This is a genomic window from Knoellia sp. S7-12 (assembly GCF_040518285.1).
In the GTDB taxonomy this organism is placed as follows: domain Bacteria; phylum Actinomycetota; class Actinomycetes; order Actinomycetales; family Dermatophilaceae; genus Knoellia.
This window is the reverse complement of the sequence record NZ_CP155449.1, coordinates 2,650,372-2,665,162: the sequence shown is the minus strand read 5'-3', so window position 1 is coordinate 2,665,162 and position 14,791 is coordinate 2,650,372. Positions and strand designations below refer to the sequence as shown.

Here is a 14,791-nt window from a genome sequence, read left to right as displayed (position 1 = left end):
GCCAGGCGGAATATACCCCCGTGGGGTATAGCTCGACGAGTCATGACAGAGCACTCAGGACACCCGGACCGGGTCATCGACAACGCGATCATGCTCGTGGTGCCGGGAGCCATGGATGCGGGCCTCACGTCCTGGCTCTTCTGGGGCGCCCTGGCGGTCGCCTTTGCGGTGGCCTTCGTCGTCACCGTGCCCGTCAACCGATGGCTCATCGCGCGGGGCAAGGGTCACGCTGTGGTTCACAAGTTCCACCACTGAGCGAGTTCCGCTGTCCTGCAAGGCTTTTCGGTATGCCGTGCCGTCCAGTCGCACGTGTGAGTCACCCGATTTGTGTTCTGGCCAAGGCGTCCTCTAATGTTCTGCACGTCAGCCCGACAGGGAGGAACGGACACCACGGTGTGAGGCCTTGTGCCAAACACGACGTAGGCCGGTCCCGGGGCAGACCCCAACAGTTCGACACGACGGAAACGTCGCGAACGGTGTGGCACCTTCGGGAGCCGCGGTTGGGAAGTTTCATCCAGCCCAGCTCGCCGGGAACGGCAGGTTTGGGAAGCGGCCGAGAGGCTGCTAAGGTGAACACCCCGCGAAGATCCAAGCGTGATCAGATCCGGGCCGCTCGCCAGCGGCCAACGGATTTGACTCCCAAGTGTGGCCGCGGGTAAGTTTGGAGAGTTGCCCCTGAGTCTGGCCCTGATGGGCTGGGTGGTGGTGTGCGTCCGATCCTTGAGAACTCAACAGCGTGTCAAAAATCGATGCCAATTAACCTCGTCTGAGGGTGGCTGCGATTCGCCTTTGTGGGTGATGAGTGGTTGTTCTTTTTCGATTATCCTTTGGTTGACAATGATCAAACAGTGTTTTTTGCTGGTTGTTCTTGCTCAGCTGGGTAGACAACCCTTTATTGGGTTCAGTTTTATCCAACCTCTTTTGGGGGTTGGGTTTGTGAACATCAACGGAGAGTTTGATCCTGGCTCAGGACGAACGCTGGCGGCGTGCTTAACACATGCAAGTCGAACGGTGATCTTGGAGCTTGCTCCGGGTGAGCAGTGGCGAACGGGTGAGTAACACGTGAGTAACCTGCCCCAGACTCTGGAATAAGCGCTGGAAACGGCGTCTAATACCGGATATGACATCAAACCGCATGGTTATGGTGTGGAAAGTTTTTCGGTCTGGGATGGACTCGCGGCCTATCAGCTTGTTGGTGAGGTAATGGCTCACCAAGGCGATGACGGGTAGCCGGCCTGAGAGGGCGATCGGCCACACTGGGACTGAGACACGGCCCAGACTCCTACGGGAGGCAGCAGTGGGGAATATTGCACAATGGGCGCAAGCCTGATGCAGCGACGCCGCGTGAGGGATGACGGCCTTCGGGTTGTAAACCTCTTTCAGCAGGGAAGAAGCGAAAGTGACGGTACCTGCAGAAGAAGCACCGGCTAACTACGTGCCAGCAGCCGCGGTAATACGTAGGGTGCGAGCGTTGTCCGGAATTATTGGGCGTAAAGAGCTTGTAGGCGGTTTGTCGCGTCTGCTGTGAAAATCCGGGGCTCAACCCCGGACTTGCAGTGGGTACGGGCAGACTAGAGTGTGGTAGGGGAGACTGGAATTCCTGGTGTAGCGGTGAAATGCGCAGATATCAGGAGGAACACCGATGGCGAAGGCAGGTCTCTGGGCCACTACTGACGCTGAGAAGCGAAAGCATGGGGAGCGAACAGGATTAGATACCCTGGTAGTCCATGCCGTAAACGTTGGGAACTAGGTGTGGGCCTCATTCCACGAGGTCCGTGCCGCAGCTAACGCATTAAGTTCCCCGCCTGGGGAGTACGGCCGCAAGGCTAAAACTCAAAGGAATTGACGGGGGCCCGCACAAGCGGCGGAGCATGTGGATTAATTCGATGCAACGCGAAGAACCTTACCAAGGCTTGACATATACCGGAAACATTCAGAGATGGGTGCCCCGCAAGGTCGGTATACAGGTGGTGCATGGTTGTCGTCAGCTCGTGTCGTGAGATGTTGGGTTAAGTCCCGCAACGAGCGCAACCCTCGTTCTATGTTGCCAGCACGTTATGGTGGGGACTCATAGGAGACTGCCGGGGTCAACTCGGAGGAAGGTGGGGATGAGGTCAAATCATCATGCCCCTTATGTCTTGGGCTTCACACATGCTACAATGGCCGGTACAAAGGGCTGCGATACCGCAAGGTGGAGCGAATCCCAAAAAACCGGTCTCAGTTCGGATTGGGGTCTGCAACTCGACCCCATGAAGTTGGAGTCGCTAGTAATCGCAGATCAGCAACGCTGCGGTGAATACGTTCCCGGGCCTTGTACACACCGCCCGTCAAGTCACGAAAGTCGGTAACACCCGAAGCCGGTGGCCCAACCCTTGTGGAGGGAGCCGTCGAAGGTGGGACTGGCGATTGGGACTAAGTCGTAACAAGGTAGCCGTACCGGAAGGTGCGGCTGGATCACCTCCTTTCTAAGGAGCACTGGCCCGCAAGGGTCCAGAGCCTGGTCTGCCACCGAACGCGTGTGCAGCAGGTGCTCAAGGGTGGAACATCGATTATTTGACGCCGCTACTGTCGGCACACAAGTACACCTCCTCATTCGTGTGGGGGACGGAAAGTGTGGCGGGGGGAGTCGGCGTTTGACACGTTGTTGGGTCCTGAGGGCTCGGGCGAAAGCTCGTTCCTGAAGGCCGGTATCCGGTCAGGACCCCTGCCATCACGAACCATCATGTGCCTTTGGGCGTGTGGGAGGCGTGAAGTGTGGTGTGGGGGCCGCCCGTATGTTGAGAACTACACAGTGGACGCGAGCATCTTTGTGGCTCAAGTTTTTAAGGGCGCACGGTGGATGCCTTGGCACCAGGAACCGAAGAAGGACGTAGGAATCTGCGATAAGCCACGGGGAGTCGATAACCAGACTGTGATCCGTGGATTTCCGAATGGGGAAACCCGGCTGGAGGCAAGTCCAGTCACTCCTGCCTGAATATATAGGGCAGGTAGAGGGAACGTGGGGAAGTGAAACATCTCAGTACCCACAGGAAGAGAAAGCAACCGCGATTCCGTGAGTATTGGCGAGAGAAAGCGGATGAGGCTAAACCGTATCTGTGTGATAGCTGTCAGGCGTTGCAGGTACGGGGTCGTGGGACCTCTCAGTTGGGACTGACATTCCGGCATGGAGTCAAAAATTCGCGTTATAGTCGAAGGGCATTGAAAGGCCCGGCATAGAGGGTGCGACCCCCGTAGACGAAATGACGTGAACTCCAGAGAGTTATCCCAAGTAATACGGGGCCCGAGAAATCCCGTATGAATCTGGCGGGACCACCCGCTAAGCCTAAATATTCCCTGGTGACCGATAGCGGACAAGTACCGTGAGGGAAAGGTGAAAAGTACCCCGGGAGGGGAGTGAAATAGATCCTGAAACCGTGTGCCTACAATCCGTTGGAGCCCTCATTGTGGGGTGACAGCGTGCCTTTTGAAGAATGAGCCTGCGAGTTAGTGCTCAGTGGCGAGGTTAACCCGTGTGGGGAAGCCGTAGCGAAAGCGAGTCCGAATAGGGCGAATGAGTCGCTGGGTCTAGACCCGAAGCGGAGTGATCTACCCATGGCCAGGTTGAAGCGACGGTAAGACGTCGTGGAGGACCGAACCCACTTAGGTTGAAAACTGAGGGGATGAGCTGTGGGTAGGGGTGAAAGGCCAATCAAACTCCGTGATAGCTGGTTCTCCCCGAAATGCATTTAGGTGCAGCGTCACGTGTTTCTTACCGGAGGTAGAGCTACTGGATAGCCGATGGGCCTCAACAGGTTACTGACGTTAGCCAAACTCCGAATGCCGGTAAGTGAGAGCGTGGCAGTGAGACTGCGGGGGATAAGCTCCGTAGTCGAGAGGGAAACAGCCCAGACCACCAGCTAAGGTCCCAAAGCGTGTGCTAAGTGGAAAAGGATGTGGAGTTGCATTGACAACCAGGAGGTTGGCTTAGAAGCAGCCACCCTTTAAAGAGTGCGTAATAGCTCACTGGTCAAGTGATTCCGCGCCGACAATGTAGCGGGGCTCAAGCACACCACCGAAGCTGTGGCATTGACATATTGCCCGGCCACCACACCTGCGGGTTGGTGGTCCAAGCGTGTTGATGGGTAGGGGAGCGTCGTGTGGCCAGGGAAGCGGCGGTGTGAACCAGCCGTGGAGGCCACACGAGTGAGAATGCAGGCATGAGTAGCGAATGACGGGCGAGAAACCCGTCCGCCGAATAACCAAGGGTTCCAGGGTCAAGCTAATCTGCCCTGGGTAAGTCGGGACCTAAGGCGAGGCCGACAGGCGTAGTCGATGGACATCCGGTTGATATTCCGGAACCGGCGAAGAACCGCCCATGACGAACCTTTTGATGCTAAACGCCTGAAACTTGCGTTGTGAAGCCTTCGGGTGGATCTTGTAAGTGGAGCGCGTGACCCGATCTGGTAGTAGTCAAGCGATGGAGAGACGCAGGAAGGTAGCCTCCGCGTGGCGATGGTAGTCCACGTCCAAGGGTGTAGGGAGTGAGATAGGCAAATCCGTCTCACACATATCCTGAGACCTGATAGTGACCGCGAATGCGGGAAGCAGGGTGATCCTATGCTGCCAAGAAAATCTTCTAGCGAGGTTCGAGCCGCCCGTACCCCAAACCGACTCAGGTGGTTAGGTAGAGAATACCAAGGCGATCGAGTGAATCATGGTTAAGGAACTCGGCAAAATACCCCCGTAACTTCGGGAGAAGGGGGGCCCAGACCCTGAAGACACTTGCTGTCTAGGGGAAACGGCCGCAGAGACCAGGGAGAAGCGACTGTTTACTAAAAACACAGGTCCGTGCTAAGTCGCAAGACGATGTATACGGACTGACGCCTGCCCGGTGCTGGAAGGTTAAGAGGACGGGTTAGATCCTTCGGGGTCGAAGCTCAGAATTTAAGCCCCAGTAAACGGCGGTGGTAACTATAACCATCCTAAGGTAGCGAAATTCCTTGTCGGGTAAGTTCCGACCTGCACGAATGGCGTAACGACTTCTCCACTGTCTCAACCATGAACTCGGCGAAATTGCACTACGAGTAAAGATGCTCGTTACGCGCAGCAGGACGGAAAGACCCCGGGACCTTTACTATAGCTTGGTATTGGTGTTCGGTACGGCTTGTGTAGGATAGGTGGGAGACTTTGAAGCGGGCACGCCAGTGTTCGTGGAGTCAACGTTGAAATACCACTCTGGTCGTTCTGGATATCTAACCTAGGTCCGTGATCCGGATCAGGGACATTGCCTGGTGGGTAGTTTAACTGGGGCGGTTGCCTCCTAAAAGGTAACGGAGGCGCTCAAAGGTTCCCTCAGCCTGGTTGGTAATCAGGTTTCGAGTGTAAGTGCACAAGGGAGCTTGACTGCGAGACCGGCAGGTCGAGCAGGGACGAAAGTCGGAACTAGTGACCCGGCGCTGGCTTGTGGAAGCGGCGTCGCTCAACGGATAAAAGGTACCCCGGGGATAACAGGCTGATCTTGCCCAAGAGTCCATATCGACGGCATGGTTTGGCACCTCGATGTCGGCTCGTCGCATCCTGGGGGTGGAGTCTCTCCCAAGGGTTGGGCTGTTCGCCCATTAAAGCGGTACGCGAGCTGGGTTTAGAACGTCGTGAGACAGTTCGGTCCCTATCCGCTGTGCGCGTAGGAAATTTGAGAAGGGCTGTCCCTAGTACGAGAGGACCGGGATGGACGAACCTCTGGTGTGTCAGTTGTTCTGCCAAGAGCACCGCTGATTAGCTACGTTCGGAAGTGATAACCGCTGAAAGCATCTAAGCGGGAAGCACGCTTCAAGATGAGATTTCCATGGAGTTAAATCTCCGAGAGGCTCCCAGCTAGACTACTGGGTTGATAGGCCAGACGTGGAAGTGCAGTAATGCATGTAGCTGACTGGTACTAATAAGCCGATAACTTGATACACACTAAAAAGTTGCGTTCGCGTCCACTGTGCAGTTCCCGAGATACGGTCGGGAACCCCCCACACACACCACCACCCCCACAAAGGGTGAAACCCGGTGCGTGACAAACGGGGGGAAGAACAACCACATCTCCATAGAGTTTCGGCTGTCATAGCGAAGGGGAAACGCCCGGCTCCATTCCGAACCCGGAAGCTAAGCCCTTCAGCGCCGATGGTACTGCACTGGTGACGGTGTGGGAGAGTAGGACGCAGCCGGACAAACATTCAAGGAATGGCCCGCCACTATGGCGGGCCATTTCTCATTTGGGGCCATCTGTAGCCCTGCGATAGTCTGTCCTCATGGCCAGGCTGCAACAGCTTCTTCCGCAGCCGCGCTGACGATCCACCCGGACGTCACCGCGGCGAACCCCTCCTGTGTGAGGGGCTTTTTTGTGGGCATCCACCCGTGCAGGGCAGAGTCATCGAACAGGCAGGAATGACATGAGCGAGACGGCGCACCGCTACACGGCGCAGCTGGCCGACCGGATCGAGTTGGCATGGCAGGACCGTTGGGAGGCCAGCGGCACGTTCAACGCGCCCAACCCCGACGGCCCGTTCGCCGACCCCGATGCGGTCGCGACTCGTGCCGGGGGACGCCTGCTCGTCCTCGACATGTTCCCCTACCCCAGCGGTGCCGGCCTGCACGTCGGTCACCCACTTGGTTACATCGCGACGGATGTCTTCTCGCGCTATCACCGGATGCTGGGCAAGAACGTCCTGCACTGCTTGGGTTACGACGCCTTCGGTCTGCCGGCGGAGCAGTATGCCGTCCAGACCGGTCAGCACCCGCGCATCACCACCGAGGCCAACATCGTGATCATGGCGCGCCAGCTGCGCCGGCTCGGACTCGGGCTGGACCAGCGTCGGTCGATCCAGACCATGGACCCCGACTACTACCGCTGGACGCAGTGGATCTTCCTGCAGATCTTCAATTCCTGGTACGACCGCGACGCCCAGCGCCCGGACGGGAGCCGAGGCCGGGCCCGCCCCATCGCCGAGCTCGTGGCGCAGTTCGAGTCCGGAACTCGCGACCTGCCCGACGGCCGCACTTGGGCCGATCTCGAGGCTGGCGAGCGTGAGGGCGTGCTGAGCGAGTTCCGCCTGGCCTACGCCTCCGAGGCGCCGGTCAACTGGTGTCCCGGGCTGGGCACGGTGCTCTCCAATGAAGAGGTCACCAACGACGGTCGCTCCGAGCGCGGCAACTTCCCCGTCTTCAAGCGCAACCTGCGTCAGTGGATGATGCGCATCACCGACTACTCGGACCGTCTGGCCGATGATCTGGACCGCGTGGAGTGGCCGGACAAGGTCAAGGCCATGCAGCGCAACTGGATCGGCCGCAGTCACGGCGCGCGCGTCGCGTTCCCGGTCGTGGGCGCGCCCGAGGGCACCAGTCCGATCGAGGTGTTCACGACGCGCCCCGACACGTTGTTCGGTGCGACCTTCATGGTCCTCGCGCCGGAGCACCCGATCGTCGACACCCTGATCGAGCATGGGGAGTGGGCCGACGGGACGAACTCGACCTGGACCGGTGGCGAGTCGACCCCGGAAGCTGCAGTGACGGCATACCGGCGTGCGGCTTCTCGCAAGAGCGACGTCGAGCGTCAGATCGAAGGCAAGGACAAGACCGGTGTCTTCACCGGCGCCTATGCCACGAACCCGGCCACGGGTGCACAGCTCCCGATCTTTGTCGCGGACTACGTCCTCATGGGCTACGGCACCGGTGCGATCATGGCCGTGCCGGGCCAGGACGAGCGCGACTGGCACTTCGCCGATGTCTTCGACCTGCCCCGGATCCGCACCGTGCAGCCGACGCAGGGTCACCCCGAGGACGAGGCGTTCACCGGTGAGGGGCCGGCGATCAACTCCGCGAACGACACCATCGACCTCAACGGCAAGCCGATCACCGTGGCCAAGGCCGCGATGATCGACTGGCTCGTGGAGCACGGTCATGGTGGTCGAGAGGTCAGCTACAAGTTGCGCGACTGGCTGTTTTCGCGTCAGCGCTATTGGGGTGAGCCGTTCCCCATCGTGTTCGACGCGGACGGCACCGCCCATGGTGTGCCCGAGTCCATGCTGCCGATCGAGCTGCCGGAGGTTCCTGACTACAGCCCGCGGACCTTCGACCCCGAGGACGCGCAGAGCTCCCCGGAGCCTCCGCTGGGCCGGGTCGCCGAGTGGGTCAACGTCGAGCTGGACCTCGGCGACGGTCGCGGCGTGCAGAGCTATCGCCGTGAGACCAACACGATGCCCAACTGGGCCGGATCGTGCTGGTACTACCTGCGCTACCTCGACCCCGAGAACCGTGAAGAGCTGGTCTCGGCCGCGACGGAGGAGTACTGGATCGGGCCGCGCGACACCGCCGTTGACGGCGCACCCGCAGGCACCCGTGACCCCGGTGGTGTCGACCTCTACATCGGCGGTGTCGAGCACGCCGTGCTGCACCTGCTCTATGCGCGCTTCTGGCACAAGGTCCTCTTTGACCTCGGCCATGTGTCGAGCGAGGAGCCGTTCCGGAAGTACTTTGCCCAGGGCTACATCCAGGCTGCGGCCTTCCGTGACGATCGTGGCCAGCCGGTCGAGGCGACCGAGGTCGAGGAGGTCATCGGCGACGACGGCCACCCGAGCTTCATGTGGGAGGGCCAGGCGGTGACACGTGAGTTCGGCAAGATCGGCAAGTCACTCAAGAACATGGTGTCGCCCGACGACATGTATGCCGCCTATGGTGCCGACACGCTGCGGCTCTACGAGATGGGTCTCGGCCCGCTCGACCAGAGCAAACCGTGGGACACCCGGGCCATCGTCGGGTCGCAGCGATTCCTGCAGCGGCTCTGGCGCAACGTCGTCGACGAAGAGAGCGGCGAGGTGCGGGTCAGTGACGGCCCGATCGATGACGCGACGGCACGGGTGCTGCACCGGACGATCGATGCGGTGCGGCGTGACTACGACGAGCTCGGCTTCAACACGGCCATCGCCCGCCTCATCGAGTTCAACAACGCATTGACCAAGCTCGACGCCGTCCCGCGAGAGGCCGCCGAGCAGATCGTCCTCATGGTGGCGCCACTCGCTCCGCACATCGCGGAGGAGCTGTGGTCGCGCCTGGGCCATGAGGAGTCGCTGACCCACGAGGACTTCCCCGTCGCGGACCCGGCGCTGCTCGTCGACGACTCCGTCACCTGCGTCATCCAGATCAAGGGCAAGGTGCGTGATCGCATCGAGGTCGCGTCCGACATCAGCGAGGACGAGCTGCGCGCGCTGGCGCTCGCCCTGCCCAAGGTCATCGAGGCCACCGCCGGGGGAGTGCGCACTGTCATCGTGCGAGCCCCCAAGCTCGTCAACGTCGTCCCGCTCTGACAGATCCAATCTCCGACTTATTGCGCAATCCGTCGGACTTTCAGGCTGGGTGGCGGGTGCGGGCGCGCACGTTCTTTCGGTATGCCGTCGGGCTGGCTGAGTAGCGTCGGCTGAATGCCGCGCTCAGCGCGAACGGGCCGCCGTAGCCCACGTCGCGCGCGACCGCGGCGATGGTGGAATCGGTGTCCCGCAGCAGATCGGCGGCGAGCGAGAGCCGCCACTGGGTGAGGAATGTCATCGGCGGCGTCCCCACGAGTTCGTGGAAGCGCCGGGCGAACGCCGCCCGTGACATGCCGGTGTGCCGGGCCAAAGCGTCGACCGTCCAGCCGCGCGCCGGATCGGTCTGCATGGCCCTGATTGCCGGACCGACGAGATCGTCCTCCGCGGCCAGCCACCACGTCGGAGCATCGTCGGCGCGGGTGGTGAACCAGTGCCGCAGCGCCTCGATGAGCACGAGGTCGAGGAGCCGGTCGAGGACGACGCCCTGGCCGGCGGCGTCGCGTCCGACCTCAGCCACCAACAGGTCGCGCACCGGCGAGGTCCAGTCGCCGCCACGGATGACGGCCGTGCGGGGGAGGAGCCCGACGAGCAGCGGAGTGATCTGGCTGGTCAGGTCGTAGGCACCGACGAGCGAGACCGTCGCATCGGCGGCAGCGAGGTCGGTGTTGCCCCAGGTCCGCACTCCGAGGCTCATCTCGTCGGCAAGGCTGCGGCCGCCCTCGATCGACCAGCAGTGCTGGTCCGTGTCAACGCGCACCTGGGGCGCAGTGTCCGGGGAGTCCGCGAAGAGGTAGGGCCGTGGACCGCGGATGAGGGCGACGTCGCCAGCGCGAAGGCGCAGTCGCTCACCGTCGTCGTCAAGGACCCAGGCGCTGCCGGTGACGATGGTGATGACCGTGAGCGGAGCCTCGTCCTCGATCCGCACACCCCACGGCGCCGCCAGCACGATGCGCAACAGGAAGGCGCCTCGAGCCCGGGGGCCGTCGAGCACAGCACTGAACGCGTCCATGGCCCCACTGTAGACGCTGGCGTATGGATTGGAGGCGTCCAGCCATGGATCGTCCACGCCAAAGACGCTGAACTGAACCCATGACCACAACACAGTCCCAACAGAGCCCGCAGAGTTCTTCACCCATCGTCATCGTCGGCGGGGCCGGCAAGACCGGACACCGCGTCGCCGAACGGCTCGCGGCCCACGGCATCGCGACCCGCTTCGCCTCACGCTCGACCAGCCCGTCCTTCGACTGGGAGGACGCCTCGACCTGGACCGGCGCGCTGGAAGGTGCGCGGGCGGCATACATCGCCTATCAGCCCGACCTCGCAGCGCCCGGTGCGTCGGAGCGCATCGGCGAACTCGCAGGACTCGCGTCCACGCTCGGTGTCGAGCGGCTCGTCCTCCTGTCGGGGCGCGGCGAGGACGGCGCTCTGGCGTCAGAGGATGCCGCCTTCGCGGCGCACAAGAACGTCACCGTATGCCGGGTGGCCTGGTTCGCGCAGAACTTCACCGAGGGTGCCCTGGCCGGTGCCGTGCCGGGCGGCGCCTTCGCCCTGCCGGCACCGGGAGACGTGCCCGAGCCGTTCATCGACCTCGACGACGTGGCCGACGTCGCGGTGCTCGCCCTGACGCAGGACGGTCACGCTGGTGTCGTCCACGAGCTCACCGGTCCCGAGTCCATCACTCTGACCGAGGCGGCCCGGCAGCTGTCCGACGCGAGCGGCGCGCCGGTCGAGTTCGTCTCGGTGACGCAGGAGAAGTTCGTCGAGGAAGCCGTGGGTGCTGGCCTCGACGAGCCCACGGCAACCTTCCTCGCAGGGCTCTTCAGCGACATCTTCGACGGCCGCAACGTCACGACGACGACCGGCGTTCGAGACGCGCTCGGGCGTGAGCCTCGTGCCTTCGGGGACTGGGCGAAAGATGTTGCGGCACAGGGTGTTTGGGATGCCGTTCGATGACTGCGATGGCGTGGGTCCTCACCATCACGGCGGCGGCGGCAGCAGTCTTCGGCGGCGCGATGTTTGCGTTCTCGTCGTTCGTCATGCCAGCCCTGCGAGAGCTCGCGCCTCGTGACGGCATCGTGGCGATGCAGTCGATCAACCGGTGGGCACCCAAGAGCCTGCTCGCGCTTCCGATGGGCGTGCTCGGGATCGGTGGTGTCGCGGTGCTCGTCCTCGCTCTGGCCGGACAGGGGGACGATCGGGCGCTTCCGATCCTGGGTGCCCTCCTGGGGGTGGCCTCGCTCGTGGTCACGGGTGTGGCCAACGTTCCGATCAACAACAAGGTCGACGCACTACCCGCCGGGCCGGAAGCGGAAGGCGAGTGGGCGGCATACGCCGCGGTGTGGTGTCGGTGGAACCACGTCCGCACATTGGCAGCGCTCGGCTCAGCGATCCTTCTCGCCGTCGCCGCCGCGCGCGTCTGACCCTCCGGTCCTAGCATTCGGGGAGAAGGACGTCACGAGCTGTTGGGGAGTGGAACGTGCGAGCAGTCATCGCGGTGGTGCTGCTGTTGGCCTTGTCGGGCTGCGGGGAGGGCGAGGATCAGAAGCGACTCAGCGTTGACGTGATGTCGGACGTCTGTGTGGGGGACGCGTGTCAGGGTGTTCCGGTCGAGGGCGTCGAGCTGAAGCTTCTGGTCTCAGGCAAGGAACTGCAGGCGTCCGTCACCGACGACGCAGGGAATACCACATTCGCGCTGCCGGAGGGGACGACCCACGGTGAAGTGCAGGTCGCTCGGACGCCGTGGCCCGAATATCCGACACAACCCATCGACGGGGAATTCACGCTGTCCGAGGGCAGCAACGGGAGTGTTTCCTGCGTTTGCCCCGGCTGGAGGCCGCGCAGAACGGTTGAGCGTGCCTGGCGTCGGCTCGTCGAGTCTCACCCGCTGGACAGGGGGTCCCGAGGCCTGACACGGGCGGCATACACTCTTGTCCACGGTCACGAGTACCAGCGTTCAGCCCCGGCTTGCTGGTCGGCAACCCTCCTCCGCGGTGGGGTGCTCCGGGTGACGACCTGGTCGGCTGCAGCAACGCAGTCGGCAAGCGCGGACTCGCGAGCACCTTCGAGAGTCCATTGACTCTCCAGGGAGCAGCAGATGTCCATTGCCAGCTCAATTCCGCACACGTTCACCCGCGAGCGTCGTCAGCCGTGGTTGCGTTCCGTGCCCGCGCCAGCCGCACCCGCGCCGATCGCCGCGAACTCCGCGGCCATTGTGACGCCGATCGAGGCGCCAGCCAGGCAGGTGCCGGCGGTCGTCGCCTCACCCCAGGTCCCGACCTGCCACGGCACGTTCGTCGAGTACGCGAACTTCGACCACGGCGCCTCCACCCCGGCCCTGGCCAGCGTCAAGGCGGCCGTCGACAAGGCCACCCAGACCTACTCGAGTGTCCACCGCGGTCAGGGGTGGGCCAGTCAGGTGTCGAGCCACTACTACGAGGCCGCGCGTGACGAGGTCGCCCGCTTCGTCGGTGCCCGAGAGGGCGACGAGGTCGTCTTCACCCGCAACACGACGGACTCGTTCAACCTGCTCGCCCGGTCGCTGCCGCGCCGCACCCAGGTGATCGTCTTCGCGAGCGAGCACCACGCGACGCTCCTGCCGTGGGAAGGCCGCAAGACCACGCGTCTGCCCGTGCCGCTGACGCACAAGGACGCCGAGGCTCTGCTCACCGACGCCCTCAAGCGCGCCACCTCCTCCAGCACCCTCGTGGTCCTGAGCGGTGCGTCCAACGTCACGGGCGAGTACTGGCCGATCGAGCGTCTCGCCGCCATCGCCCGCAAGCGCGGAGCCCGGGTCGCGCTCGACGCTGCCCAGCTCGCCGGTCACCGCCGGATCGACCTCGACACGCTCGGCGTCGACTACGTCGCGTTCAGCGGCCACAAGATCTATGCGCCCTACGGGGCAGGAGTGCTCGTCGGACGGTCCGACTGGCTCGACGCGGCCGCGCCCTACCTCGCGGGCGGCGGCGCGACTGCTGCCGTCAGCCCACTCAGCACGACCTGGCAGACCGGCCCGGCACGCCACGAGGGCGGCAGCCCCAACGTCCTCGGAGCGGTCGCCGTCGCCGCGGCCTGTGCCGCCATCCGCGAGAACCGGGGCGCCGTCGAGGCCCACGAGTCGCGCCTGACCACCCGCCTCGTCGACGGGCTGCGCGCCATCGGCGGTGTCGAGACCTTCAGCATCTTCGGCGACGACGCGGACCGGGCCCCCGTCGTGACGTTCACCGTGGAGGACGTCGAGTCCTCACTCGTCTCGGCCGCCCTCTCGGCCGAACACGGCATCGGCGTGCGCGATGGCAAGTTCTGCGCGCACCTGCTCGTCGACACCCTCCTCGCCGACGAGGACGCCGACATCACCACGGCCGTCCGCGTGAGCGCCGGGTTGGCCACGACGGACGAGCACGTCGACCGCCTCCTCGCCGCGGTGGCTTCACTCGCTGCCACGGGCCCGGGCGTCGAGTACCAGAAGGTCGAAGGGCGCGGCTGGGTCCCCGTCGACGACCAGCGCGAAACGCTCGTCGACCTGCCCTGGTGACCACGCGGCATACCCGCGCATTCCACGAGCGAACTGAACCAGTGCGCGAATGGTGACCACGGCGCGCCCGCCTGAGCACTAACCTCAGACCGTGCCCACCGCTCTCGTCACCGACTCCACCGCCTACCTGCCCGCTGACCTCATCGAGGAGCACGGCATCGGTGTCGTCCCGCTCCATGTCGTCGTTGGCGGACAGGAGCGCCGCGAAGGCGTCGACATCGCGGCCGGCGAGGTGGCCGAGGCGCTGCGCGGGTTCCGTCCCGTGTCGACCTCGCGACCCGCGCCCCAGGCCTTCCTCGACGTCTATCGCGACCTCGCCGCCAAGGGTGCGGACTCGATCGTCTCGGTCCACATCTCCGCCGACATGTCGAGCACGCTCGGCTCCGCGCAGCTCGCCGCGCAGCACTCGCCAGTCCCCGTGACCGTCATCGACAGTCGTTCGATGGGCATGGCGATGGGGTATGCCGTCCTCGCCGGTGCCGCTCTCGCCGCCCGTGGCGCTCTGGCGGAGGAAGTTGCGGCCGCCGTGCGTGCCCGCTGCGACCGGACGACCGTCGTGTTCTATGTCGACACCCTCGAGCACCTGCGTCGAGGCGGTCGGATCGGCCGGGCCAACGCGCTCGTTGGATCAGCCCTCGCGATCAAGCCGATTCTCGGCCTCGAGGACGGGGCGATCGTCCCGCTCGAACGGGTGCGCACCTCCTCGCGCGCCATCGCGCGGCTCGAGGAACTCGCGGTGGAGGCGGCCGGCTCGCTGGCTGTCGACGTCGCTGTGCACCACCTCGACTCGGCCGAACGCGCCGAGAAGCTCGCCGAACGACTGCAGTCCCGCATCGAGGGGCTCGAGGACTTGATGGTCGTCGAGCTGGGTGCCGTCGTGGGCGCGCACGTCGGTCCGGGCACCTTGGCCATCGCGGTCAGTCCGCGGGTCTGA

Annotated in this window: 7 protein-coding genes, 3 rRNA genes and 1 riboswitch; of the genes, 9 read left to right on the top strand and 1 reads right to left on the bottom strand. The window is 63.5% G+C overall.

The window, feature by feature from the left end:
* Nucleotides 1-42: 42 nt before the first annotated feature.
* From V6K52_RS12785 to leuS, 5 genes are all read left to right on the top strand, one after another.
* On the top strand, nt 43-255 hold the full coding sequence (locus V6K52_RS12785; RefSeq protein WP_353950494.1) for a DUF4396 domain-containing protein: 213 nt from the start codon (nt 43-45) through the stop codon (nt 253-255).
* 688 nt (nt 256-943) lie between these two features.
* Nucleotides 944-2,465, top strand: a 16S ribosomal RNA gene (locus V6K52_RS12780).
* Between the two features lie 347 nt (nt 2,466-2,812).
* A 23S ribosomal RNA gene (locus V6K52_RS12775) occupies nt 2,813-5,938 on the top strand.
* A 139-nt stretch (nt 5,939-6,077) separates the two neighbouring features.
* Nucleotides 6,078-6,194 (top strand): 5S ribosomal RNA (gene rrf, locus V6K52_RS12770).
* Together the 16S, 23S and 5S rRNA genes form the textbook arrangement of a ribosomal RNA operon.
* A gap of 222 nt (nt 6,195-6,416) precedes the next feature.
* Nucleotides 6,417-9,326 carry a leucine--tRNA ligase gene (gene leuS, locus V6K52_RS12765; RefSeq protein WP_353950493.1) on the top strand — a complete coding sequence of 970 codons (2,910 nt, stop codon included), beginning with the start codon at nt 6,417-6,419 and terminating at the stop codon, nt 9,324-9,326.
* Nucleotides 9,327-9,366: 40 nt separating this feature from the next.
* Here leuS and V6K52_RS12760 read toward each other — a convergent pair whose 3' ends face one another.
* Nucleotides 9,367-10,335, bottom strand: a complete 969-nt coding sequence (locus V6K52_RS12760) for an AraC family transcriptional regulator (protein WP_353950492.1) — start codon at nt 10,333-10,335, stop codon at nt 9,367-9,369.
* A gap of 80 nt (nt 10,336-10,415) precedes the next feature.
* On the opposite strand from V6K52_RS12760, the gene V6K52_RS12755 reads away from it, so the two are divergent.
* The 4 genes from V6K52_RS12755 (at nt 10,416) to V6K52_RS12740 (ending at nt 14,791) form a co-directional block, all read left to right on the top strand.
* Nucleotides 10,416-11,279, top strand: coding sequence for an NmrA family transcriptional regulator (locus tag V6K52_RS12755; protein WP_353950491.1), 864 nt, complete (start codon nt 10,416-10,418; stop codon nt 11,277-11,279).
* Nucleotides 11,276-11,746: an anthrone oxygenase family protein gene (locus tag V6K52_RS12750; RefSeq protein WP_353950490.1), complete on the top strand. Its 471-nt coding sequence runs from the start codon at nt 11,276-11,278 to the stop codon at nt 11,744-11,746. Before V6K52_RS12755 ends, V6K52_RS12750 begins: the two co-directional genes overlap by 4 nt.
* Before the next feature lie 515 nt (nt 11,747-12,261).
* Nucleotides 12,262-12,376: riboswitch (SAM riboswitch) on the top strand.
* A 44-nt stretch (nt 12,377-12,420) separates the two neighbouring features.
* On the top strand, nt 12,421-13,857 hold the full coding sequence (locus tag V6K52_RS12745; protein ID WP_353950489.1) for an aminotransferase class V-fold PLP-dependent enzyme: 1,437 nt from the start codon (nt 12,421-12,423) through the stop codon (nt 13,855-13,857).
* A gap of 91 nt (nt 13,858-13,948) precedes the next feature.
* Nucleotides 13,949-14,791 carry a DegV family protein gene (locus tag V6K52_RS12740; RefSeq protein ID WP_353950488.1) on the top strand — a complete coding sequence of 281 codons (843 nt, stop codon included), beginning with the start codon at nt 13,949-13,951 and terminating at the stop codon, nt 14,789-14,791.

What these genes read in the sequence shown, in the direction of transcription:
- V6K52_RS12785 (WP_353950494.1), top strand. Translation starts at nt 43, where the DNA reads ATGACAGAGCACTCAGGACACCCGGACCGGGTCATCGACAACGCGATC.
- leuS (WP_353950493.1), top strand. Translation starts at nt 6,417, where the DNA reads ATGAGCGAGACGGCGCACCGCTACACGGCGCAGCTGGCCGACCGGATC.
- V6K52_RS12760 (WP_353950492.1), bottom strand. Translation starts at nt 10,335, where the DNA reads ATGGACGCGTTCAGTGCTGTGCTCGACGGCCCCCGGGCTCGAGGCGCC.
- V6K52_RS12755 (WP_353950491.1), top strand. Translation starts at nt 10,416, where the DNA reads ATGACCACAACACAGTCCCAACAGAGCCCGCAGAGTTCTTCACCCATC.
- V6K52_RS12750 (WP_353950490.1), top strand. Translation starts at nt 11,276, where the DNA reads ATGACTGCGATGGCGTGGGTCCTCACCATCACGGCGGCGGCGGCAGCA.
- V6K52_RS12745 (WP_353950489.1), top strand. Translation starts at nt 12,421, where the DNA reads ATGTCCATTGCCAGCTCAATTCCGCACACGTTCACCCGCGAGCGTCGT.